23 protein-coding genes are annotated in these 23,369 nt (G+C 37.1%); 11 read left to right on the top strand and 12 right to left on the bottom strand.

What is annotated here, in order from left to right; genetic code table 11:
• Window positions 1-83: 83 nt before the first annotated feature.
• Both EKM68_RS12065 and EKM68_RS12070 read right to left on the bottom strand, forming a co-directional pair.
• Window positions 84-923 (bottom strand): helix-turn-helix transcriptional regulator, encoded by an 840-nt coding sequence (locus tag EKM68_RS12065; RefSeq protein ID WP_125591064.1) that lies wholly within the window; start codon window positions 921-923, stop codon window positions 84-86.
• A gap of 64 nt (window positions 924-987) precedes the next feature.
• Window positions 988-1,353, bottom strand: a complete 366-nt coding sequence (locus EKM68_RS12070; RefSeq protein WP_125591065.1) for a DUF488 domain-containing protein — start codon at window positions 1,351-1,353, stop codon at window positions 988-990.
• A 78-nt stretch (window positions 1,354-1,431) separates the two neighbouring features.
• Between EKM68_RS12070 and EKM68_RS12075 the strand changes: the two genes are divergently transcribed.
• The 5 genes from EKM68_RS12075 to EKM68_RS12095 all read left to right on the top strand — a co-directional run bounded on the left by EKM68_RS12075 (window position 1,432) and on the right by EKM68_RS12095 (window position 5,392).
• On the top strand, window positions 1,432-2,634 hold the full coding sequence (locus EKM68_RS12075) for a betaine/proline/choline family ABC transporter ATP-binding protein (protein WP_125591066.1): 1,203 nt from the start codon (window positions 1,432-1,434) through the stop codon (window positions 2,632-2,634).
• Window positions 2,631-3,266 carry an ABC transporter permease gene (locus EKM68_RS12080; protein WP_025023657.1) on the top strand — a complete coding sequence of 212 codons (636 nt, stop codon included), beginning with the start codon at window positions 2,631-2,633 and terminating at the stop codon, window positions 3,264-3,266. Before EKM68_RS12075 ends, EKM68_RS12080 begins: the two co-directional genes overlap by 4 nt.
• A gap of 2 nt (window positions 3,267-3,268) precedes the next feature.
• The gene (locus EKM68_RS12085) at window positions 3,269-4,195 is read left to right on the top strand and encodes an osmoprotectant ABC transporter substrate-binding protein (RefSeq protein ID WP_125591067.1); all 927 of its coding nucleotides are present in this window, start codon (window positions 3,269-3,271) and stop codon (window positions 4,193-4,195) included.
• Window position 4,196: 1 nt separating this feature from the next.
• Entirely contained in the window at window positions 4,197-4,859 is a 663-nt protein-coding gene (locus tag EKM68_RS12090; RefSeq protein ID WP_125591068.1) for an ABC transporter permease, read from the top strand.
• Window positions 4,860-4,957: 98 nt separating this feature from the next.
• Window positions 4,958-5,392: an Hsp20/alpha crystallin family protein gene (locus EKM68_RS12095; protein WP_125591069.1), complete on the top strand. Its 435-nt coding sequence runs from the start codon at window positions 4,958-4,960 to the stop codon at window positions 5,390-5,392.
• 50 nt (window positions 5,393-5,442) lie between these two features.
• On the opposite strand, the gene EKM68_RS12100 is transcribed toward EKM68_RS12095, so the two are convergent.
• Both EKM68_RS12100 and EKM68_RS12105 read right to left on the bottom strand, forming a co-directional pair.
• Window positions 5,443-6,780 carry an amino acid permease gene (locus EKM68_RS12100; protein ID WP_125591070.1) on the bottom strand — a complete coding sequence of 446 codons (1,338 nt, stop codon included), beginning with the start codon at window positions 6,778-6,780 and terminating at the stop codon, window positions 5,443-5,445.
• Window positions 6,781-6,940: 160 nt separating this feature from the next.
• A complete protein-coding gene (locus EKM68_RS12105; protein WP_125591071.1) occupies window positions 6,941-8,305 on the bottom strand; it encodes an amino acid permease in 1,365 nt (454 codons plus the stop codon).
• Window positions 8,306-9,567: 1,262 nt separating this feature from the next.
• Here EKM68_RS12105 and EKM68_RS12110 point away from each other — a divergent pair.
• Window positions 9,568-9,747, top strand: coding sequence for a hypothetical protein (locus EKM68_RS12110; RefSeq protein ID WP_125591072.1), 180 nt, complete (start codon window positions 9,568-9,570; stop codon window positions 9,745-9,747).
• Between the two features lie 447 nt (window positions 9,748-10,194).
• On the top strand, window positions 10,195-10,980 hold the full coding sequence (locus EKM68_RS13735; RefSeq protein WP_225423010.1) for an Ltp family lipoprotein: 786 nt from the start codon (window positions 10,195-10,197) through the stop codon (window positions 10,978-10,980).
• 383 nt (window positions 10,981-11,363) lie between these two features.
• Here EKM68_RS13735 and EKM68_RS12120 read toward each other — a convergent pair whose 3' ends face one another.
• Window positions 11,364-12,356, bottom strand: coding sequence for a LacI family DNA-binding transcriptional regulator (locus EKM68_RS12120; protein WP_125591073.1), 993 nt, complete (start codon window positions 12,354-12,356; stop codon window positions 11,364-11,366).
• A 481-nt stretch (window positions 12,357-12,837) separates the two neighbouring features.
• Here EKM68_RS12120 and EKM68_RS12125 point away from each other — a divergent pair, with 481 nt between their 5' ends.
• Window positions 12,838-13,320: a hypothetical protein gene (locus EKM68_RS12125; RefSeq protein ID WP_125591074.1), complete on the top strand. Its 483-nt coding sequence runs from the start codon at window positions 12,838-12,840 to the stop codon at window positions 13,318-13,320.
• A 30-nt stretch (window positions 13,321-13,350) separates the two neighbouring features.
• Here EKM68_RS12125 and EKM68_RS12130 read toward each other — a convergent pair whose 3' ends face one another.
• Both EKM68_RS12130 and EKM68_RS12135 read right to left on the bottom strand, forming a co-directional pair.
• Entirely contained in the window at window positions 13,351-14,058 is a 708-nt protein-coding gene (locus EKM68_RS12130) for a demethylmenaquinone methyltransferase (RefSeq protein WP_125591075.1), read from the bottom strand.
• 14 nt (window positions 14,059-14,072) lie between these two features.
• Window positions 14,073-14,681: a histidine phosphatase family protein gene (locus EKM68_RS12135; RefSeq protein WP_125591076.1), complete on the bottom strand. Its 609-nt coding sequence runs from the start codon at window positions 14,679-14,681 to the stop codon at window positions 14,073-14,075.
• A gap of 454 nt (window positions 14,682-15,135) precedes the next feature.
• Between EKM68_RS12135 and EKM68_RS12140 the strand changes: the two genes are divergently transcribed.
• Window positions 15,136-16,419: a solute carrier family 23 protein gene (locus EKM68_RS12140; protein ID WP_125591077.1), complete on the top strand. Its 1,284-nt coding sequence runs from the start codon at window positions 15,136-15,138 to the stop codon at window positions 16,417-16,419.
• Window positions 16,420-16,422: 3 nt separating this feature from the next.
• Here EKM68_RS12140 and EKM68_RS12145 read toward each other — a convergent pair whose 3' ends face one another.
• Window positions 16,423-18,315, bottom strand: coding sequence for a fructose-1,6-bisphosphatase (locus EKM68_RS12145; RefSeq protein ID WP_164509437.1), 1,893 nt, complete (start codon window positions 18,313-18,315; stop codon window positions 16,423-16,425).
• Between the two features lie 139 nt (window positions 18,316-18,454).
• Here EKM68_RS12145 and EKM68_RS12150 point away from each other — a divergent pair, with 139 nt between their 5' ends.
• Window positions 18,455-19,339, top strand: a complete 885-nt coding sequence (locus tag EKM68_RS12150; protein WP_125591079.1) for an aldo/keto reductase — start codon at window positions 18,455-18,457, stop codon at window positions 19,337-19,339.
• A gap of 87 nt (window positions 19,340-19,426) precedes the next feature.
• The gene (locus tag EKM68_RS12155; protein ID WP_164509438.1) at window positions 19,427-19,756 is read left to right on the top strand and encodes a bacteriocin immunity protein; all 330 of its coding nucleotides are present in this window, start codon (window positions 19,427-19,429) and stop codon (window positions 19,754-19,756) included.
• A 46-nt stretch (window positions 19,757-19,802) separates the two neighbouring features.
• Here EKM68_RS12155 and EKM68_RS12160 read toward each other — a convergent pair whose 3' ends face one another.
• From EKM68_RS12160 to EKM68_RS12175, 4 genes are all read right to left on the bottom strand, one after another.
• Complete coding sequence (locus tag EKM68_RS12160; RefSeq protein WP_125591081.1) at window positions 19,803-20,585, bottom strand: hypothetical protein; 783 nt, start codon at window positions 20,583-20,585, stop codon at window positions 19,803-19,805.
• 143 nt (window positions 20,586-20,728) lie between these two features.
• Entirely contained in the window at window positions 20,729-22,018 is a 1,290-nt protein-coding gene (locus EKM68_RS12165; protein WP_125591082.1) for an FAD-binding oxidoreductase, read from the bottom strand.
• Window positions 21,996-22,796 (bottom strand): FAD:protein FMN transferase, encoded by an 801-nt coding sequence (locus EKM68_RS12170; RefSeq protein WP_125591083.1) that lies wholly within the window; start codon window positions 22,794-22,796, stop codon window positions 21,996-21,998. Before EKM68_RS12170 ends, EKM68_RS12165 begins: the two co-directional genes overlap by 23 nt.
• 8 nt (window positions 22,797-22,804) lie before the next feature.
• Window positions 22,805-23,284, bottom strand: a complete 480-nt coding sequence (locus tag EKM68_RS12175; RefSeq protein WP_125591084.1) for an FMN-binding protein — start codon at window positions 23,282-23,284, stop codon at window positions 22,805-22,807.
• Window positions 23,285-23,369 lie beyond the last annotated feature (85 nt).

Consider the following 23,369-nt stretch of genomic DNA (forward strand, 5'->3'; position numbering starts at 1 on the left):
AGTGATGTTTTTTTTGCATTAAAAGAGTATAAAAAAACTGGTATTGATTATTCATCAATACCAGAAAGTATAGGACCAATTTTTTATTTATTGTGACGGAACTTAGATGGTGTGTAACCAGTATATTTTTTAAAAGTCTGACTAAAGTAACTCATACGCGTGAATCCTAATTCATTGGATACATCTTGGATGCTCATTTCCGTATCCTTAAGTAAAAACATTGCTCTTTGAACTTTTCTGGCATTCAAATAAACTGAAAAGCTTAACTTAGTTTCTTTTTTAAATAATTTACTGAAATAATAATCAGATAAATAAACTCGGTTCGCAACTTGGTCCAGCGTTAACCGCTTGTCCAAATTATCATCGATGAATTCAACGGCTGTGATGATTGCTCGATTGGATGTCGATAAGCCCTTCAATTGTTGCAAGGCCATCGCCTCACTGTCATCTAATTCCTCGATCATGTCGTCAACATTGACCGGTTGTTTGACCAAGAAATCATCGATTCCACGATTTTCGATTAATAAACGCGCCATATTCTCGAACAAGTACTTCAGGAATTCAGCTTGTTTCTGTAATCTCTGTAATAACAACAGACTCTCCGGACTAGGTTTACCAGAAACATCATGGGCAACGTAGATTTTACCGACCATTTGATTAATGTTTGAAATACGGATCGGTACATCGGTCAGTTCAATATTGTACTTGAATCGATCGGTACTTAACTGCGCAAAATTTTTAACCTTACTCAAATCAGCAAGAATACTTTTTTCTGAAGTCTCACCCAAAGCGTTTGACATCAACTTGTCATTATTGTCTAACACAAAAATAACCAGATCATTTGTTCTGGCATAATTTTGCAACACTCGTATTAAAGTTTTCTCGTTGCTGGAAAGAAGAGTTGCTAGATCAAATTCTTCCATTTTAATCCGTCCTGTCTTTTGGCTTTACTTATACTAATTATAATACGATAGGTATATTGTTCAATTATTTATTAATTACTTTATTTAAATATTTTATGAGAACGTCAGCATTGTTGTGTTCTTCGTCTTTTGCGCCATACAAAATTAAGACATCTTGATCTTTTAATGCCGTTATAACGGTAGAAACAAATTCTTTGGTATAGTCATTATTCTCAATTTCTGACAAATATCTCTTTTCGAATTCAGGAAATTTATTTGGATCATGATCAAACCACTTACGTAATTCAGGTGTTGGCGAGATATCCTTAGCCCAAAGGTCCAAGTTGGCACGTAATTTGGACATACCCCGTGGCCAGAGCCGATCAACTAAAATTCTATATCCGGCGGGCAATTCCTTGTTATAGATACGTTTGAGAACTATTTTTGTCATTTTATTCTCGACCTCTTTTTGAATTAATCTCTCTATAATTGTATCATAGCTATCGTTAGTCATTTTATAGGAGGATTTATGCAGTCTGCAGAAGAAATAATATCGTTTCAAAATGTAGCAAAGAATTACCGCGGTGGCAATGATGCTGTCGAGGATATTAACATAACTGTTAATAAGGGGGAATTCGTTTGTCTGATCGGAACTTCTGGTTCTGGTAAGACGACAACTATGAGAATGATCAACCGCATGATTGAACCTAGTCGTGGCAAAATCATTTTTAAGGGAAAAAATCTTAAGACATTCGACCCAGTAAGACTACGACGTACAATTGGCTACGTTATTCAAAATAACGGACTAATGCCTCACATGACCATTAAGGACAATATCACCCTAGTACCCAAGCTGCTCAAGTGGCAACAGGATAAAATGGACCGTAAGGCTAAAGAATTAATAAAATTGGCTGACTTGCCTGAAAGCTATTTAGATCGTTACCCTGCCGAGTTATCTGGTGGGCAGCAACAAAGAATCGGTGTCGTTCGTGCTCTAGCCGCCGATCAAGATATCATACTGATGGACGAGCCCTTCGGTGCGCTTGATCCAATTACGCGTGACGACTTGCAGGAACTTGTTAAACATTTGCAAGAAGAACTTGGAAAGACAATTATCTTCGTTACGCACGATATGGATGAAGCTCTGAAGCTCGCAACTCATATCGTCATCATGGACAGCGGTCACGTTATTCAAGATGATACACCGGATAATATTTTGCAGCACCCTGGTAATGACTTCGTTAAGGAATTACTTGGTGAGGAACGTTTATTACAGGCTCAACAAAACACCCTTTCTGTTAGTGACATCATGTCGAAAAATCCAGCTAAGATCACTCTTGGGCAATCATTGGCTGAAGCAATTCGTGAAATGAGTTATCGTCACGTTGATACATTGTTGGTTACTGATGACAATAACAAACTAAAAGGTTTCATCGATCTAGAGACGATTAACGACCGTTACTCGAAGTATTCTAATGTCTCGGACATTTACCAGGCCAATCGTTTTAAAGTCAAGACAACGTCATATTTGCGTGATACGAGTGAACGTATCCTTAAACAAGGCTACAAGTACGTACCTGTCATCGACGATGACAACAATTTGATTGGTATCGTCACTCGTGCATCCCTCGTCAACATCATTTACGATGCCATCTGGGGTAAAGAAGAATTGGATAATCCTGATAACATCAAATTACCCGATACGATTGCAAAGGAGAGTGATAATGCATGATTTCTTTTCTGAACCAACATGGCTCTGAATTGATAATCAAAACCTGGGAACAGATCTACATCTCAGCTTTTGCCATTATCCTCGGCATAATCGTTGCTGTACCACTTGGCATTTTATTGACACGTTATGACAAAACTGCCAAATATGTAATGTCGATCTCCGGAATGTTGCAAACCATTCCTTCACTAGCACTATTAGCTTTGATGATCCCGATCTTTGGTATCGGAAAAGTTCCCGCCATCGTAGCGTTATTTATTTATTCACTACTACCAATTTTGCGTAATACCTATATCGGTATGAAAAAAGTTAACGCAAATTTGATCGACGCCGCTCGTGGTCTGGGAATGACAACGATGCAGTCCATTTTTAAAGTTGAAATACCAATGTCCATGCCTATTATAATGTCTGGTATCAGGCTCTCAACTGTTTATGTTATTTCTTGGTCTACTTTGGCGTCGTACATCGGTGCCGGTGGATTAGGTGATTTCATCTTTAACGGACTGAATCTATATAATCCTAGTTTGATCATCGGTGGTACGATTCCGGTTACCATTTTGGCTATTCTGGCTGATTATTTATTAGGAATATTCGAGAAAAAAGTTACACCAAAAACGAAACGTAGTGAGGTGTAATCATGAAAAAAATATTCAAAAAAATCATTACATTGATTTCACTAACTACAATGCTCTTAGTCTCTGGATGTGGCTGGCCCGGACTTAGTTCCGGATCAAAAGATACGATTCGAGTTGCTAGTCTATCGACAACAGAGTCAATGATCATGTCTGAGATTATCATGGAACTGATCTCACACGAAACTAATTATCACACTGAAATCGTCAATAACTTGGGGTCTAACCAATTGGTCCATGCAGCGTTGATGCGTAATAACGCCGATATAGCGGCCGAGAATTTCACTGGTGACGAACTTATCGCCACCTTGAATCACAAACCTATCAGCAATCGTGTCAAGGCTAATCGCACCGTTACAAGACTCTACAAACAACGCTTCGACCAAACTTGGTTCCCCACTTATGGTTTCGCCAATACATACAACATGTTAGTCACACAAGAAATGGCTAAAAAATATAACTTGCACAATATCAGTGACTTGAAAAAAATTGCTCCAAACATCAATATTGGCGCTGATAATATCTGGATCAATCGTCCTGACGATGGTTACCCAGCTTTTTCACGTGCTTACGGATTTACCTTTAAGCGTGTCTATCCCATGCAAGTTGGCTTGGTATACTCAGCTGTTGCGGCAGGAAAAATGTCTGCTGTTCTCGGTTATTCGACCGATGGACGAATCAAGAGTTATAACTTGAAGATCTTGCCTGACAACAAACACTTCTTCCCACCATATGATACAAGTATGGTCGTCAATAATAGCTTGTTGCGCAAGCATCCTGAACTCAAACCTTTACTACATCGCTTAGATGGAAAAATCTCATTGTCACAAATGCAAACCATGAATTACGAAGTCGATAATAATCTCCGTGAACCGGCAGATGTCGCACAAGAATTCTTACAAAAACATAATTACTTTAGGGGTGAAAAATAATATGGCTGACCAGCCGTTATGGAGACAATTAATTTTTTATTTTACTCACAATGGAATTTATATCTTAGAACAATTTTGCCGTCACTTCTTGATCTCATTCTATGGGGTCTTGATTGCCGCAATCATCGGGATTCCTTTGGGAATCTATATCGCTAATCATTACAAACTTGGTAACTTCATTATCAGTATCGCTAACGTTATCCAGACAGTCCCTTCATTGGCGATGTTATCAATTATCATGCTGGTGCTGGGCTTAGGACCAAATACAGTTATCGTGACGATATTCTTATACTCGCTGTTACCTATTCTCAAAAACACTTACACAGGAATGAAGAATGTTGATCCCAACGTCATCGATTCTGCTCGCGGTATGGGAATGACCGGCTTACAACTACTCTACATGGTTAAGCTACCATTGGCAATGTCCGTTATCATGTCAGGAATTCGTACCGCTATGGTCGTTGCCATCGGTAATACTGCCATTGGTTCCTTCGTTGGTGCTGGTGGACTGGGAGACCTGATCATTCGTGGTACAAACGCCACTGACGGTGCCCCTTTGATTTTAGCTGGAGCATTGCCAACTGCTCTTATGGCTGTCATTACTGACTTACTAATCGGGTTACTTCAAAAGTATTTCGAACCAACGAACTACATGAAAAAATAATATTTAGCACTCGACAATTAAGAGTGCTAAATATTTGAATTCCCCCCCGAACAGGTACTACAATGTATTTGTAATGAAGGAGAGGAAGTAATTGATATATGAGTAACGAAATTATGGATCGTCCAAATGACCTTACAAGAGACTGGTTTGATACAAATTGGATGAATAGCTTTCCAACATTCTTTAGGGACGCTAATACCGATACAACACTAAAGACAGACATTAAAGAATCTGACAAAGCCTATGAAGTTCATGTAGATATGCCAGCGTTCGATAAGAAGAATATTGACATTAATTATCAAAATGACACACTAACAATCAGTGGTCACCGTGACAGCTTCAACGATCATGAGGATAAAAACGGCGATATGATTATGAGTGAACGTTCAGGTGGACGCTTCTCAAGACAATATCATTTACCAGCAGTTGATGAGAATAACATCAAGGCTGATTATGTTGATGGTGTTTTGAAAATTGATTTGCCAAAGGTCGAAGATAAAAAAGATCTTGGACATCATATAGATATCAATTAAAACGTTTAAAAAGTAAAAAGCTGTACATTCGTTGGAATGTACAGCTTTTTTTATGCCTTTTTCCGCATATTATAAATAAATACCAAAACCATCCAGAACAATGCCGTAAAGATCATTGCCATTCGTGTTTGCTTAATGATGATTAACAATACCAAAATTCCAATAAAGAATGCCAAACTAAAATAATTAGTATAAGGATATCCTGGCATCTGATAAGCACTCAAATTTTTAGTTCTGTGGCGGTAAACCACATGGGTCCACAATAAAACGATCCAAACAATAATAAAATTAATTGTTGATACCGTTGAAATCAAACTGAAAACACTTGCCGGCATGAAGTAATTCATCAATACAATAATTAACAATGCCGCTCCAGAGAACATCAAGGACCAAATTGGAACGCCGTTACGGCCGACCATTGCCATCTTCTTAGGTGCGTTTCCTTTGATGCTCAGACTATACAATGTTCGACTCGTACTGAACAAGCAACTATTGGTAGCTGATAACGCTGCTGTCAAAACTACAAAATTCAATATCCCAGCCGCACCTTTAATACCGATACCAGAAAACACTTGAACAAACGGACTGACATCAGTCGTGATATGGTTCCAAGGATAAACTGCCATGATGGCAATCATTGATCCAACATAGAACAAACCAATTCTAATTGGCACGGAATTGATAGCCTTAGGTAAATTGATCTCAGGATTATCAGTTTCACCAGCTGTAATACCGACCATTTCTATTCCTACGAAAGCAAAAACTACCATTTGAAATGATAATAAAAATCCCGTCAATCCAGTTGGGAATAACCCACCATGATTCGCTAAATTAGCAAAACTAGCGTGCCCCCCATTAACTGGCATATGGAATATTGCCATCACAAAACCAACTACAACTAAAACAACGATAGCAATGACTTTGATCATCGAAAAACTCGACTCCATTTCACCAAATAACTTCACGTTCACAAAATTAATTGCAAACAAAATTACTAGCACCGTCAAAGCCGTTAGCCACTGTGGAATTTGTGGGAACCAATATTTAATATAGATACCAGTAGCCGTAAGATCTGCCATCGCTAGCGTTATCCAGCAAAACCAGTAAGCCCAACCAGTTACAAATTCAAATTTATTACCTAAATAAATGCGAATAAAATCTAAGAATGAATGCTTCGATGTATCTGACAATAGTAGCTCACCGATAGCTCGCATCATAAAAAAGCAAAATAGTCCGGTAATCAAATACGAAAAGATGATTGATGGACCAGACTTGTGTATTGCCTCACCAGAGCCTAAAAATAGTCCTGTACCAATCGCCCCACCGATTGCAATCATCTGTATATGTCTACTTCCTAATGACCTAGAAAGAGTTTGTTTCTCACTCATAGTATCAGCCCCTATAGTTTTTTTATCAAAAAAAGACGCCACTAATACATTTCTGTATCAGGGACGTCGTAACGCGGTTCCACCCAAATTCGCAATTTCTTGCATCTCTTATGCTCGATAGCGGGAGCAAACCACTTTGCCATTGAATACGTACTGAATCTCAGCTAATTTCAGCATCTCTGTTTTTATTTTTGTGATAAATAGATAACATGACGATCCAGAATACAACCGTGACCATCATCGGGATTCTCGTTGTTTTAACGAATAGTAATAGAACTAATATTGCAAAGAAAAATATCAAACTAATGTAATTGCTAAAAGGATATAATGGCATCTTGAAAATTTTGATACCATTAGGATTTTTCCTACGAAATCTTAAGTGAGTCCAAATCAAGATCATCCAAACAATGATGAAATTAATTGTTGAAACAGTTGAAATTAAACTGAAAACACTTGATGGCATAAAAAAGTTCAACGCAACGATGAGTAATAATGCCGCCGTTGAGAAAATCAATGCCCAAACCGGCACGCCATTTCTTCCTATTAACTTGAACTTACGAGGTGCATTCCCCTTCAAGCTCAAGCTGTATAGTGTACGGCTGGTACTGAATAGACAACTGTTAGTGGCAGACAACGATGCGGTTAGAACAACAAAATTCAATATTCCAGCCGCACCATTGATCCCAATACCGGAAAAAACTTGGACAAACGGACTTGAATTTGTTGAAATCTTATCCCAAGGATAAACACTCATGATAGCAATCATTGATCCAACATAGAACAAGCCGATTCGTATCGGCAAACTATTGATGGCTTTGGGCAAATTGATCTCTGGATCCGCAGCTTCACCAGCAGTCAATCCGACCATCTCGATACCGACAAAGGCGAAGATAACCATTTGAAATGACATTAAGAAACCTTTTAATCCGGTTGGAAAAAAGCCACCCTGATTGACCAGATTAGCAAATGTCGCATGGCCGCCTTGAACTGGTGCACCGTAGATCGCCATTCCACAGCCAACTGCAACTAAGGCAATGATAGCGATGATCTTGATCATCGAAAAACCAGTTTCCATTTCGCCGAATAATTTGACATTCACAAAATTCATTGAGAACAAAACTAACAGAATAACTAGTGCTGATAACCATTGGGGCACTCCCGGGAACCAATATCTGATATAAATACCTGAAGCAGTAAGATCCGCCATGGCGACTGTGATCCAACAGAGCCAATAGGCCCAGCCAGTTACGAATTCAAATCTATCGCCTAAATAAATTCTGATGAAATCTAGGAATGAATGCTTAGTTGTATCTGATAGTAATAATTCACCGATAGCTCGCATCATAAAGAAACAAAAGAATCCGGCAATCATATATGCCAAAATGATCGATGGTCCGGCTTCGTGAATGGCACTACCTGAGCCTAAAAATAATCCTGTACCAATCGCTCCACCAATGGCGATCATTTGAATATGTCGACCCTCAAGCGATCTTGAGAGTGTTTGTTTGTTAGAGCTACTTTCCATAATTAACTTCCAATCTAATCTGCGTTGAAAATAAAAAAGACGCCTCTAATACATTTCTGTATTAGGGACGTCTTCAACGCGGTTCCACCCAAATTTGCAATTTCTTGCATCTCTTGTGCTGATAAAGGTAAGCGACCTGTAAAAATAAAACACCATTTTCACTGTTGACTTTCAGCCTAGATCAACATCTCTTTGAGTGAACATGTGTATAGTATAAGTGGTATAAGATTAAAATGCAACTAACAATATAAAAAATAAATTAATCTAGACCAATTTAAAAATATGAAAGTTCACACTTTTTTCATATTTTAGAATTATTTAATTCATAAATTTTGGTTATGATAGTACTTGTAGATGAGAGATATAAAAAATCCCTTTTCTCACCCCCCTATAACATATATATTTAATCCCCTAAGAAAGCATCCCTCCCCAGGATGCTTTCTATTTTTTTATTTTTGAGTATCAACCAGTAGTAGTTATCCCAAAAATAAGTTATACTAATAAGCGTGGGATGAATTAGTTATCCCCAGGGAGACAACTATTGTTGTCGTATTAAAATTGGACACAGAATTTAAAATTATAAAAAAGACTTATCATTAAAAGTTGGCTATCCAAGATTCACAATATTTTCATAATTAACAAACAAATACTTCATGATAGGCCTGTATTATATAAATTGTAGATAAGAGATACAAGAAATCCCTTTTCTCATCCCCCCTATAACAATATTTAATCCCCTATAAAAAGACCACTCTTCCCCGGAGTGGTTTTTTTATTTCTATGAATTTCAAAACACTGATATAGCAGTATTTTAAAAATAAAATATATCAATAGATTTCGCGAAATATCAAAAAAGTGAGTCACGATTGAGTCACCAAGATAATAGAAGAATGGCCGTGAGAAACGTGTTATCGTTAGTCAAAATGACTAGCGATTTTTTGTATAAAAACCGATTTATTTTCCTACTATTATTAGTTTTATATAAATATAGAAAGGGGGTGATGAATATGGATCGTTCAGACCTTCAAAAACGAAAAAAGAGCCCACACCAACTTAGTCATTGCAGTGATATAGTTAATAGTAGCTCTTATAGCATTCTTCAGAGGAGGTTTGCGCCTCTTTACTGTACATGAATCATATCATCAAATAGAAGGATAATAATACTATGAAAATTGAAACAAAACAAAAATTGACAACAATAATTTTAGTTGTTGGATTAACATTATCAATAATCACTCTCATAAAAAAAACAGAGGTAATCAATGACTGAAAATAAACAAACAATTGCTAATAAAAAATGGCAAGACAAAAACCGCGAACATACTCGATACTTAAGAAATAGATCAGCTGCTAGAAATTTCATAAAAAAACAAGCCGAACTAGATGATATTGCAGAATTAAAAGAGTTAATAAAAAAACGTGAGAATGAATTAATTATATGAAAAGCATCATAGCTACCGTTAAATTTTTAACTGATTACAATTTCATAAAATCACTTAGAAAATTATTCTTTTGGCTGATAATTATCACATTTTTCATTTCTACAGATTTATGTGCTACATTCCTGCTATTGTGGTTATTATTTTGGATAATCTCAATATTACATTTATATTTAACGCGCAAATAACCCTCTATCAATTGATAGAGGGTTATTTGTGTCAGTGGTTTCCACCGCCAATTGTATATGTAGCTTCAATATATTGATTAGTAGCAACTTGCATATAATTTCCAATTTATCCACCGTGGAATAGCTTTAGTCTTCATCTTACTTTGATGGATATACCCGCAAACTTCAATATCTATTAGAAAAAAGTGGCATATTAATTGCATCTGGAAGTGCATTCCTGCTTTGATATAATTTAATTAATTATATTATGGGGGAATTTATTATGAACAATGGGGAATTTCATTCTAGATCAGAAAAACATAGACGTCAGCACAAGATAAAAAGGCCATTTTATAAAAAATCGTGGTTTATAGTTCTAATGTCCTTGCTAGCTATCGTTATTTTGGTTAATATTTTCTCGCCAAACAAAAGTGAAGATGAAATATATTTAAAAATTAAAAATCAAAACGTTACATTAAACAATAAAATAAGAGCAGATATTAAATTTGACACTAATCCTGATAATAAATTTAAATTAACTGACAGTAATGGCGATTTAGTATATTCTGACCGTGCAACAAATAGGAAATGGGATACATTAACCATGGTTATGTCGGGTAAATATAAATTGACTGTGTATAAAAATGGCAAATCGTTATCAAAAAAAATAACTGTTAAGCCACTTATTATTTCAACTAAGCAAAAGCCATCTACCGATAGTAAAGAAAATTCTAATGTAAGTACGGGTAGTGCTGACGAGGTTCCTGTAGAATACTCCAATGCGTTTGTTCAAGCAAGACAATATTCGGATATGATGAGCATGTCTAAACAAGCTATATTTGAACAACTAAGTTCTCCGGACGGTGGCAAGTTTCCGACTGAAGCAGCACAATATGCTGTAGACAATTTACAAGCTGATTATAATAAAAATGCACTAGAATCAGCTAAGACTTATCAAAAAGAAATGAATATGTCCAATGAAGATATTCGTCAGCAGTTAGCATCTCCAGATGGTGGTAAATTCACACAAGCTGAAGCTAACTATGCAATAGCACATTTAAGTGATTAATATATCAAAATCATGAAAGTAAGTGATGCCCCACTCTAAAACGTCCACACGGCATCAGGAAAAAACAAATGATATCAATAACACAGTACAAAACTAAAAAGGTAAAGTTTATCTATGATAATCCCATAGAAGAGATAATTGTGCCAAAATGATAAGAAGAGATATCTGATTTATTTGACAGCAATTTTTTGAATCATGATGAATTAGAATATTATTTAGAATGTATCAACGATAAATAGTAAAGCAAAAAAAACAGCTCTGTACAATGTACAGAGCTGTTTCGGTGGTAAGGTGCGAAGATCTTCCAAACGCTTGCGCGCCGACCTCTTACCCTTACCTCGGTTTGGCACCATTTGTAAGTATGCCTGTTATATGCCAACAAGTCAATTCAAAATTTCATCGATCTCATCTTCATAATCAGTTGGATCCTCTAATTTACCCCGACGAATGAACTTTGAAGGGATCGACTTCTTGATGATCTCGTCCTTAAACAACAAATTAAAAGCTTCTTCACCTATATCTTCTAATCGATGATCTATAGTTGAAAAATTCATTAAAAATCCAATCGGCAAATTCTCTTGTCCAATGACTTCAACATCTTCACGATGTAATTCTTGCAATTGACGCATGGCTCCAGCTGCAATCTCATCGCCATTGCTAAAAATAACTTGAAGTTTTTTATCATAATTCAAAAATTGAGCTGTGGCGGTTATTCCGTCAAACATCGTTCTTGATTCTCTAAACAGCAATTGGTCATTAATTTCTTCACCAAAAACTTCTCTATATGCTTCGGTCGTTAGCAAGGCACTCTGACTAGTATTCTCACTTCGACTGACCGTCATACCTATATGTGTGTATCCGCTGTTCTTTAATACTTTCAAGGCTTGTACAAATGAATCTTTGCGGTCAGTAAAAGCGCTGGAGATAGGATAGTCAAACGTATTTTCGCAACAGGTTATTGGTCCAAATTTTTGATATTCAACAATTTTGTCGAACGAAATCGAACGAGAAGTAAAAATTAGTCCATCAAATGCATGATGCTTAAGCATATCCAAGAAATATATTTCTTGATCCTGATTATAATTCGACTGCAAAAGAGTCGCTTGATAGTTATGAGCAAAGGCCGCACTGATGATTGAATCAGCCAATTTCTGAAAATATGGATGGTTGATATATGGCAAAACTATTCCAACTCGAGATGTCTTACCTAGGCTAAGTGCGCGTGCCATATCATTTCGTTGATAATTCAAACTTTGCATGGCATCTTCAATGTCTTGTTGAGTTTTTGCGGATACATAGCCTTGATTATTAATAACCCGCGAAACTGTCGATATAGAATGTCCAGATACTTTGGCCACATCACGAATATTTGACATATTTTTCCACCTTTCTTCACTACTACTAATATAACTTATCGAACCGGTTCTATATCAACAATTCGTTAAATTGTCTATTCTAGTAAATTAATATTAAATATTTTGAGATTGTTAGCTTACGTTCTTGATATTTTTAAATTTATATCAAGTTAAAAGGCAATTTTTGAAAAAGTTCACACTTTCTTCACATTTAGAAAACAAATGATTCACACTTAGCCTGTATATTAGTACTTGTAGATGAGAGACATAAGCCTTTCACCTCATCCCCCCTATAACATATATTTAATCCCCTAAAAACACTTAAGAAGCATCCCTCCCCAGGATGCTTCTTTTATTTTTTATTAGAAATATATTTTTTAAAATGGTACACTAAGTACCTAATTTAATAGTGCGTATAATTAATCAGCACACCAACCGAGATAAAACTCGTTTGGCGTGCTTTTTTCTTTTTGCACTAAAACAATAAAGGAGTGTTCTATTTTTGGAATTTCAACAAAGACTACCGCATAACTTGCGAGAAACAATCATCTTCATGGCAATAATCTCAATCATTTCCGTAAACATCATTGCACCAGTAATAACTGGCTTGGAAATTGGCTTTTCAATTTCTCATTATTTGATGGTTCTAAAACAATTACCATTACTTTGGCTAAGCGTGATCATTCTAGTAGTTGCGACACAGAAACCAGCGGAAAAACTAGGCAGTTATTTCTTAGATAATAATTCAAGTTTTCGTTCCACCATGTTTATCAATGCCGCCTGTAATGTATTATTGATGTCACTAGTATTAACAATTGTTGGCACTTGGATCGGTACCGGCAATATCACGATGGATCCAATCGTTAATTTCTTCGCCAAATGGCCACGCAATTATACGATTGCCTTAATCATTGAAGCATTCGTTGCTCAACCAATTGCTCGTGGTGCCATGTCACTGATGCATCGTCAAATGGTTTTAGACTAAATCGATAAACAAAAAGTAGGACTCAATGTCCTACTTTTTTTGACCAAAATGAATTGCGGCTGCCTTAAACATCAAGTCTTTGACTTTAACATTTTCAAATCCAGCCTGATGATACATATCAATTAATTGTGTAATACTGACAAATTTATTAACTGAGTCGTCCAAATATTGATATTCATTTTTTTTAGAAACAAAAAGTTTACCCATCATTGGCATCAGCTTATTAAAATACACTTGCCACCCTAGGCGAATCACCGGAGTCTCGACCTTGTAAGCTTCTAAACAAACTATCTGACCACCCGGTCTGAGAACCCGATAGATTTCCTTTAGAACCGCATTAGCATCTGGCACATTGCGCAGGCCAAAACCTATTGTAACAACGTCAAAGCTGTTATCGAGAAAAGTCAGGTTCATCGCATCACCCGCTAACAATTCAACGTTTTCTAATCCGGATTTCCCAACTTTACTTTGACCGATCTTAAGCATTTCTTGACTAAAATCCATGCCAGAAACTTTTGCCAGCGGAAATCTTTTCCCTAATAGGATGGTCCAGTCGGCCGTTCCACAGCAAAGATCCAAGATACGTTTAGGGTGATTATTGATCATGTCAGTTGCTTTAGTACGCCATTTACTGTGTGTTCCCAAGCTCATGATCGAATTCATCTTATCGTAATCAGTCGCAATAGAATTAAATACATTTCTGACATCGTGTTCAGGAACCTTATTCGTTAAAGCCAAAATTACACCCCGCTTTAATCTATGTCATTCTTTCTTCCATAGTAATTCAAATACTTGTGTCCAGATGCTGAAAGAGTGTACTTCGATACTCCCGCATTATCTGGTTGGATAATTGCTGAAATATCTTCAGCACCAGTTACAACCTTTAAGAATGATCGACTAACAAAACCGTGGCAAACAACCATGATTTTTTCGTCACCTTTCTTTGCCATATCATCCATGAAATCTTCAATACGCTTATAAACATCGGCGTATTCTTCACCGTCTTTGGCATATTTAGTATAGTTAGGTAATAAATAATTATTTTCATCAAATACTTCTGGATATTTAACTTTCAATTCAGCTTCTGACAATCCATCCCAACTACCGTAGTCAGCTTCATAAAGTCTTTTATCAAGTTTTACTTCATGAATTCCTTGGTTCAAGATTTCAGCAGTTTGCACAGCACGCCTCATCGGACTTGAATAAACTTCATCGAACATGTGAACATCAATGTGTTTCTCCAGTTCTTCAACCTGCTTAACTCCGTTGTCATTTAAGGGTTTATCAGTCGACATACCGTTGATACGGTTTTCATAATTAGTATCTGTTTCTCCGTGTCTTACAATGTACAATTCAACCATAGTATAAAAATTTTCTCCTCTTGTCAGCGCTTTACATTCATACACCTAAGTATTTCATTATTGACAATGCATTTCAACTCTATTATGATTAAGAAAATAAAATAGTCCTTTAACATTGGTCCCGTGAGGCTAAAAAGGTACACGTTAAGTCTTTTATTTCGTACAAACACGGGATAGAGGACTATTTTTTTGCAGAGAGCGGAGAAAGACGGGAGATTCTGAGCACTGCCTAAGATAACGAAGGTGCCAACGCAGTTGGCGCATTTGTTATCTGTAGCAGGCGCAGGAATCTGTCTTTCGGAGCTCGTTTTCGAAAACGAGTTGCGGCAAGCAAACCTCTGCGCTTACTACGACTAGCGACTTCACCACTTCGTGGCAAATCCGCTAGTCTAGGTAATGCTCAAGGTTTTAACGCTTGCCTCCACTCTCTAATACAAAATGGGGGAAAAGTATCATGGATGCAAACGACAAATCGTATCGGAATCCGGAAGCGGTTATCGACTTATACGAAAGGCCACCTTTGGGTAGTTGGTGGCTCTTATCATTACAGCACTTATTCTCAATGTTTGGAGCAACTGTTCTTGTACCGTTACTAATTGGACTGGATCCTGGTATTGCGTTATTCAGTTCAGGTATTGGTACCATCCTACATATTTTGATCACCAAGGGTAGAATTCCTGCCTACATGAGTTCAAGTTTTTCTTTTATCGTTCCTAGTATTGCTTTAATGAAGACTGCCGGTTACGCCGGAGTTGCGCAAGGTACTATCGCCGTTGGTTTGGTTTACTTGATCGTCGCTTCGATCGTAGCGGTTGCTGGATCAGATTGGATCGACAAAGCCTTACCACCTATCGTCGTTGGACCTATTATTATTGTTATTGGACTTTCAGTTGCTGGATCAGCCGCTGACAACGCAATGATGAACAATGGCCACTACGATTTGAAATTTTTCATCATTTCAATGATCACATTATTCTTAACTGTCTTATTTAATATGTATTTCAAAGGCTTCTGGAGTAATATTGCTATTCTTCTCGGTATTGTCTGCGGATATGCGATCTCCGTTGCTTTTGGTATCGTTGACTTCTCCAAAGTTGTCTCAACGCCTTGGTTACAACTACCACAATTTGAATTTCCATTCATCAGTTATACACCTAAGAAAATTTATTGGGATGCCATCTTGAGTTTTGCCCCAATCGCCTTTGTTACTATGGCTGAGCATCTGGGACACATTATGGTACTTGATGAATTGACTCACAGAAACTTCTTCAAGAATCCAGGACTTAATCGAACGCTTGCTGGTGATGGTACAGCTTCGATCTTCGCCGGTTTAGTCGGTGGACCACCAATTACATCATATGGTGAAAATATTGGTGTCATGGCCGTCAACAAGATCTTCAGTGTGTATGTTATCGTTGGTGCCGCTGTCTTCGCTGCCTTATTCGGCTTCGTCGGCAAATTAAGTGCTTTGATCCAAACTATTCCTGGACCTGTTATTGGTGGTATCAGTTTTGTATTATTCGGTGTTATCGCCTCTAGTGGTTTGAGAATCTTAGTTGATAACAAAGTTGATTTCAATAAAAAACACAATCTTATGATTGCGTCAGTAATTCTAGTTATTGGTATTGGTAATGCATACTTGAAGATTGGATCATTCCAATTCACAGGTATCGGTGTTGCGACTATCGTAGGTATTGTTCTAAACTTGATTTTACCTAAGAAAGCTTTATCAGAATAAAATTTAATGATTCAAGCGAGCAGATAGAACTTCTATCTGCTTTTTTATTTGCACACCAATATCAGTATCGGCCACTGTCTTGCGCTTGACTGACTGTTCAATCACACGCTTAGTCGACACAACATCAGTCATATCTTCGATAGCCCGTTTTCTGGTTGTAAATGGCTCATGCGTCACCAACTGTAATCCATAAGAATTAGACAGCAGTGTATAGCCACCGATGCCGGTCGTCTTATGGTACGGCTTAGACATTCCACCGTCGATCACAAAAATTTTTCCATTAGCCATGATCGGCGTATGACCAATCTTGACTGGAGTATGGCCATTGATAATGTGACCTTGCTCTGTATCAAGATCAAATTCCTTGAGTAATTTGTCAGCGAACCATTCTTCTTTACGCAAAGAATAGTAAGGATTTTTCTGTTCATGTTGCAATTCCTTATTGTCGATAAAATAACGTTCAAACGTAGTCATCGCCTCTTTACCAAACAATGGCGATAACTTTCCCGTCCAAAGATACCAGAGAATATCAGAATTGAAGCACTCTTCCGTCTGCGGTTTTTGGAAGGCACTCTTCAATGTTACTTCAAAGAAATCAAATAAACTCTTGCCTGAATATTCCTTGTCACCTAATTTGAGACTCAGCATTTCACCATCCTCATCAACTGGGACACAGCCATGAAGTAATAAGTTACCGTTATAACGAAGGTACATAGAACCATTATTCAACATATACCCCATATGATAACGAAGCTTTGGTGAAGCAATAAATTGTTGGATCAAGTTATCTAGAATCCTTTGTTCATTTTTGGTTAGTTTATAAGGATTATCAAAATCGACCAATTGGAAACAACCATCGGTAATATCATATTGTTCTCCATTGATCTTCACGTGTTTTTTATCGCTGCTTAACTTGCTTAGTAGCATTCGTGACTCCATCTTGAAGTCAGGATTGCGCTCAATGGCTGATCCTTCGAGTTTAAACTGCATGATGGCCATAGCTTGTTGAACACAGTTATTTCGTTTTTCTAGCTTCGAAGAAATCTGAGTTCCAGTGTCAGACTTAGGCTTGAAAGAATCTAACGGCTGGTAATTCTTCAAAGCAAACTTTTCCAGTTCTTCAAAATCAATTCCGTAAGAATCACTTAAAATATCCAAGTTATCGTAACGAGCACTGATACGCACTAAGTTAGCCATGCACAACTTGGAACCAGCAGCGCTGCCGATCCAAAGAATATCATGATTACCCCATTGGAAGTCGAGACTACCCCATCGTTTCATCAAATGTTCGATGATGAAATCAGGATGTGGTCCTCGATCATACACATCACCTATAATGTGCAAATGATCAACAACCAAACGCTGGATCGTATGACATGTCGATATAATGAAGGCGTCTGCCATATCCAAACTGATAATGTTATCCATTACTTCACGATAATATTGATGTTTAGTAGCATCAGTCGTATCAGCATATAATAATTCTTCAGTGATGTAGACAAAATCCGGTTTGATGGCTTTTCTGACTTTTGAACGAGTGTATTTATTGGCAGTGTATCGTAACATTTCAATCAAATTATTAAAGGTTGTCATATACCACTGACACAACTCTGGCTGAGTTTTGATATTTTTTTTAGTTTGCTTTAATATTTCTGAAGGATAGTAGATCAAGAAGGCTAATTTTTTTTGGCTTTCTTCAGTTAAGCGACCAGTAAACAATTCACCGATTTTTTGCTTAGTGTTACCTGATCCATTGCGGAGAATGTGTGCGAACTCGTCATATTCGCCATGAATATCACTGATGAACGCTTCAGTTCCTTTGGGCAAGTTGAGGATTGCCGACAGATTAATAATCTCTGATTTTATTTCATTAGTACTTGTGAATGTTTTTTGCATATTATGGACTATACCTTTCATTTATGAAATAGCTATCATTATTGGTAAATGTAGACATCTCGAACTATACCAAATGACAAATCATTTTACAAGAATCACAAAATCTTTTGCGTTAAAATAAATACATGGAGGTTTTTATATGACTTTAAAATTAGATTCCACAGTAACACTTAATAACGGCGTTGAAATGCCCCAATTAGGTTTGGGTGTTTGGAAAGTAAATAATACCGGCGCTTCTCAATCTGTTCAATGGGCCATCAAACATGGCTACAAAGCTATCGACACTGCCAAGCAATATGGTAACGAAAAAGGTGTCGGTGAAGGACTTCAAAAAGCTTTTGCTGATAATAGTTTGAAACGTGAAGATATTTTTTTAACTACTAAGATTTTTAATGGCGATGAAGGCTATGAATCAACCCTAGAAAATTTTGAAGGACAGCTTAAACGTCTGCAAACTAGTTATGTTGATTTATTATTGATCCACTGGCCAGTTAGTGGCAAGTACCTTGATACATGGCGTGCACTTGAAACAATTTATCGTGAAGGTAAGGCCCGCGCTATTGGCGTATCTAACTTCAATATTGCTAAGATGAAAGATGTTATCTTACATGCATCGATCAAACCTGCCGTTAATCAAATGGAATTTCATCCACTATGCCAAGAAGAAGACATCAAAGACTTCTGTGACAAACACAATATCTATCTTGAAGCTTGGTCCCCACTTGGTGGTGGAGCTGTTCTTGGTGACGAGCGTTTGAAGACTATCGCTGACAAATATCACAAGTCAGTCGCCCAAGTTATCTTACGTTGGGACTTACAACGCGATATCATCACAATCCCTAAGTCCGTTCATGAAGCACGTATCATTCAAAACACCGATATCTATGACTTTGAATTGAGTGACGAAGACGTTGAGCGAATCAACAGTTTTGACACTGACAAACGCAGCCTTTGGTATGGCGACTTCTTCTGGAATGGTAATCCCGATGGATTTACCGATTCAGTCGATGTTTGGGATGACTAATAGCCACTTCATCAAAGAGATAGACTAATTCACAATAGTAGAATATAATTGCCAAGAATTTAAAGAACTATCGTGGAGATGACAGTTTTGACTAACAAATCTGATGAATTATTCAAGAGCCTAAGTAAAGCCTACAGCAACACTGAAATAAAAAATAATCCCGTCTTTAAAAAAATTATTGAAGAAAATGCCGCAAAACTTGACGATGATAATAGCAACGAAAATTATTTAAAAGTCATCTTAAAATTTTCAAATGCAATTTCTCAATATTATCTAGAACATCACGAAATGCCTGCCGAAATGCTGACGATTTATAATCAAATAAAAGCCGACGTTCCTGAAGACAAGGCTCGGACTGATCAAATCCGCAAAAACGGACATGCATCCAGCCTTGCTGGTATGGGAATGGTGCTTTAATAAAGCAAAGTCCTCTGAATTTAATTTATAAATTCAGAGGACTTTTTTATTTCTCTTTAATTTTATCAAGATTAAGAGTCTTTTCATTTTGATGGCGATTCAAAACTCCTTCTTCAAAAATAATTGATTCTTCATTATCGATCAGCATGCCTGACAAATATGAACTTTGAATCAAATCAGTGAACTTCTCAGTTCCAGCAGCGATACCGACATTGGCCCAGACATCTGTATCCATCAAGTCGTTACCAACGACTGCCAATTCTTGAATCGCATCCATTTTATCTTTTTCAAGATACTTAGTCCGACTGTTGATTTTAGCAGTTGAAATCGAACCGTAACGCATATTGTAATCTTTCAAAATTGTTTGAACATTCCACTCGAAATCGGTTGAGGGACGAACGGTAAACTTGGCGTTGCCTCTACCTTCTAGTGCAACTCCAATTACACTGTCATTTTCAAATAAAGGAATCAGATATTTATTAAAAGATTGTTCAATGGCCCAGCTTTTGATCAACTTAGTTGGATCTCCATTGAAGTAAACTTCAAACGAACCGTTAGATAGTTCTCCAACAACAACGGTCTTCGAATAAACTGACTTAAAAGCATCTGAATCTAATAACGGTTGCTTATCTCCTCGCTGGAATCTTGAAACTAATGAATTATCTCTAAAGGGTGAATATTGTATGTCGATCTGTTCCAAATAGTGATTCATTTTTTCATAAGTATCGATCATAATATCATCATTTGCATCGTCTTTTTGATTAAACGCTAAACGAATTATAAAAGGAATGTTCATAGCGTTGATTGTTTTGGTTAAGAATTCGGTCATAGGCAGTTACTCCTTGTCATATTTTGTTATTTTTTAGTTTTTAAATTTTGTATTTTAATCGTGGTGTCTTTTTCGACTCCACAACTATATTGTAAAGGCATTGTGTGAACAAAATATGACGGAACTTAGAAAATTAATAAGTATTACCATGAAAATTCTTCAAAATAGATCTGACCAGACTTTGCACCTTGTGATTTCAAAAAGTGAATCCAATGATGCATCATCTTGCTAGGTCCACCAATTAGAAAGACTGTATTATTTTGCCAACCACGTGGTAACTCTTGTATCACCTGGTTGTTCTTAAATCTACCAACCTGAACTGAACAATCAATATTACCTAGTGTTTGCCAGCGACTAATTTTATCTTGATAAATCAAATCCGCTTGATTATGGGCGCTGTATAATAGCTTGATGTTTCGATCAAGGTTATCTTCAACCGTTGAAATAAGCGGGGTAACGCCGATTCCACCGGCTAGGATGACAATATTAGCGGATTGAGGTTGCTCGTTCAAAAACTCTTCATATCTGCCATAACCACCGTCGATTAGAACCGTAGTACCGTTTTCAAGCTGATCCAGTGCTCTCGTAAAATCACCATCACCACGAATTGCTAAAACTATCGTTCCAGTTTCAGCCGGTGCATTGGACAGTGAGAAGGGATGCATTTCCGTTAGACCTTGTATATCGGGAAACGAAATAAATACATAATCTCCGGCAAGTAGTTGGATTTCCGATCGTTTTGGCAGCGTTATGGTCAGCTCACGAACATTGTCAGAAATGAGTTTATTCGTTATAACGGTGCCTTTTTTATACGTTAGCGGTACGACCAATTTGCTTGCCAGATAACTAAATAATACAAATGCGGTAGCCAGGTCAAACCATGCCATGAAGGGTTTGATTGCCGTTATGTAACTAATTAATTGCACATGAATAAACACTAATGCTGTCGCAACCAGATTTAGTCGATGAATCCAAACAGATAACTCGTGCTTAAATATTTTTTCTAAAAATTTCTTAATTGTATTTAAAAATGGAATGCGACTGGTCAACCAGCCAGCCATGAATATCAATGAGTAAATCATTAAACCTAAGAATAGGTCAAAAGCCCAATCGCCAGTCGTCTTGATCCAACCACTCGAAGTAGTACCCTCTTTGTGTAAATATGCCAGAATAATAGCCGCAATACTGAGCATCCCATGAACCATGTATATCTCTGGTAATCCAATCAATCGATCCAGCCATTTTGGTTTGGTACTGAGATAGATAGCGAACAACATCCACACATAAGCAATGGTGCCATAATAAATTGCTCTGAATTCACTTTGATAAATTATCGGTAACCCATTAGATAATGTCTGAATAAATGGCAATGGTAATAAAAAGATTGCAATTAACCAGAATAATTCAAAACTATAACGATGTTTTTTGAGCATTTTTTATGACCCCATTTCTGAAGTCAATACTTCCTAACTTTTTATCGACCATCATCCCAGTTAGATTAGATTCCGTTATCAACGTGGCCATTTCCTCAGTTCCAGCGGAAATTCCCGCTGTGGCCCACACATCTGCATCAACTAAACTAGAGCTGATAATCGTAACTTGTTCAATTTCACTATTGTTGCTGCGAAGGATATGTTCACCACGCTTACTATTTCCAGAAGTCGCGATCGCACCATCTTGAATATAATATGTCGTCAGTATCTGTTGAGTATCATTAGGATTTTCGATCCCAATTCCCCAATTGAAGTCACAGCCTTGTTTGACAGCTAATTTCATATCTCCACCACCGTTCAGCGAAATACCGACTATCTTGGCATCCATTAATAGTGGCCGAAGATACTTTTCAAATGCTTGTTCAATTGCCCATCCCTTCACCAGTCCAGTAGGATCATACTTTCCTGCGAAAGTAGCATTAAAATAATGATGAGTCATTTGTTCCGCAATCACCGTCTGAGCGTAGACTGCTTGGAATTCATCCGAGTCGATCAAGGGAGCTTCATCACCATTTTGAAATCTTGTGACCATGGAATCATTTTTAAAAGGTGAAAAATCATCATCCATCTGCCGCAATTTATCAGTTACCTTTTCAGTTATATCGTTCAAGATAGTTTGAACTACTTCATCGTCTTCCGTAACGGCCAATTTAACCGTGAACGGAACATTCATCATTTGAATAACCCGATTTGGAAAATAGTATTTAGCTTCTGTCATAATTACACCTATTGTTCCGCTTGATTCAGTGCATTTTGCAATGAACCCGTGAACCCTTTATAAGTTTCCGTTGCACCAGATATTTGTTGGATCTTTGAGCTTTGAGCGGTTATGGCTTCAGACTTATAAGTTGGCAAAGCTTGTTCGTTAATCTGAACCGATTTATTTTCTGTATCAGGACTTTTCAATACATTTATCGCCGTTAACTTACCATCCTTAATTGTGATCTGAACTTGAACATCTCCCCACTGAGTACTGGTAGACCTCCCAGTATAGGTTCCATCTTTATATTGTCCATTAGAATCAGTACTGTTAGATGATGAACTACTTTTTGAAGTTGTCTGTGTAGCATTCTTTTTAGAAGTAGTTTCAGCGCTAGTTGTAGAAGTATTTGTTTTTTGATCCTTAAAAAATACGATGTATCCGTCAATAGCCATTGCGACCGCAACGCCAAATGACAGAGTTATACCAATTGCCTTTTTTATCATCAGAGTCATTCTCTATTCATTCTTGTTTTATCTTTTTTCTGAAGTATACCGGCAGAGTGTGACTAAATTATGATTAAAATTATCA

The organism is Companilactobacillus jidongensis (assembly GCF_003946575.1).
GTDB classification, from domain to species: domain Bacteria; phylum Bacillota; class Bacilli; order Lactobacillales; family Lactobacillaceae; genus Companilactobacillus; species Companilactobacillus jidongensis.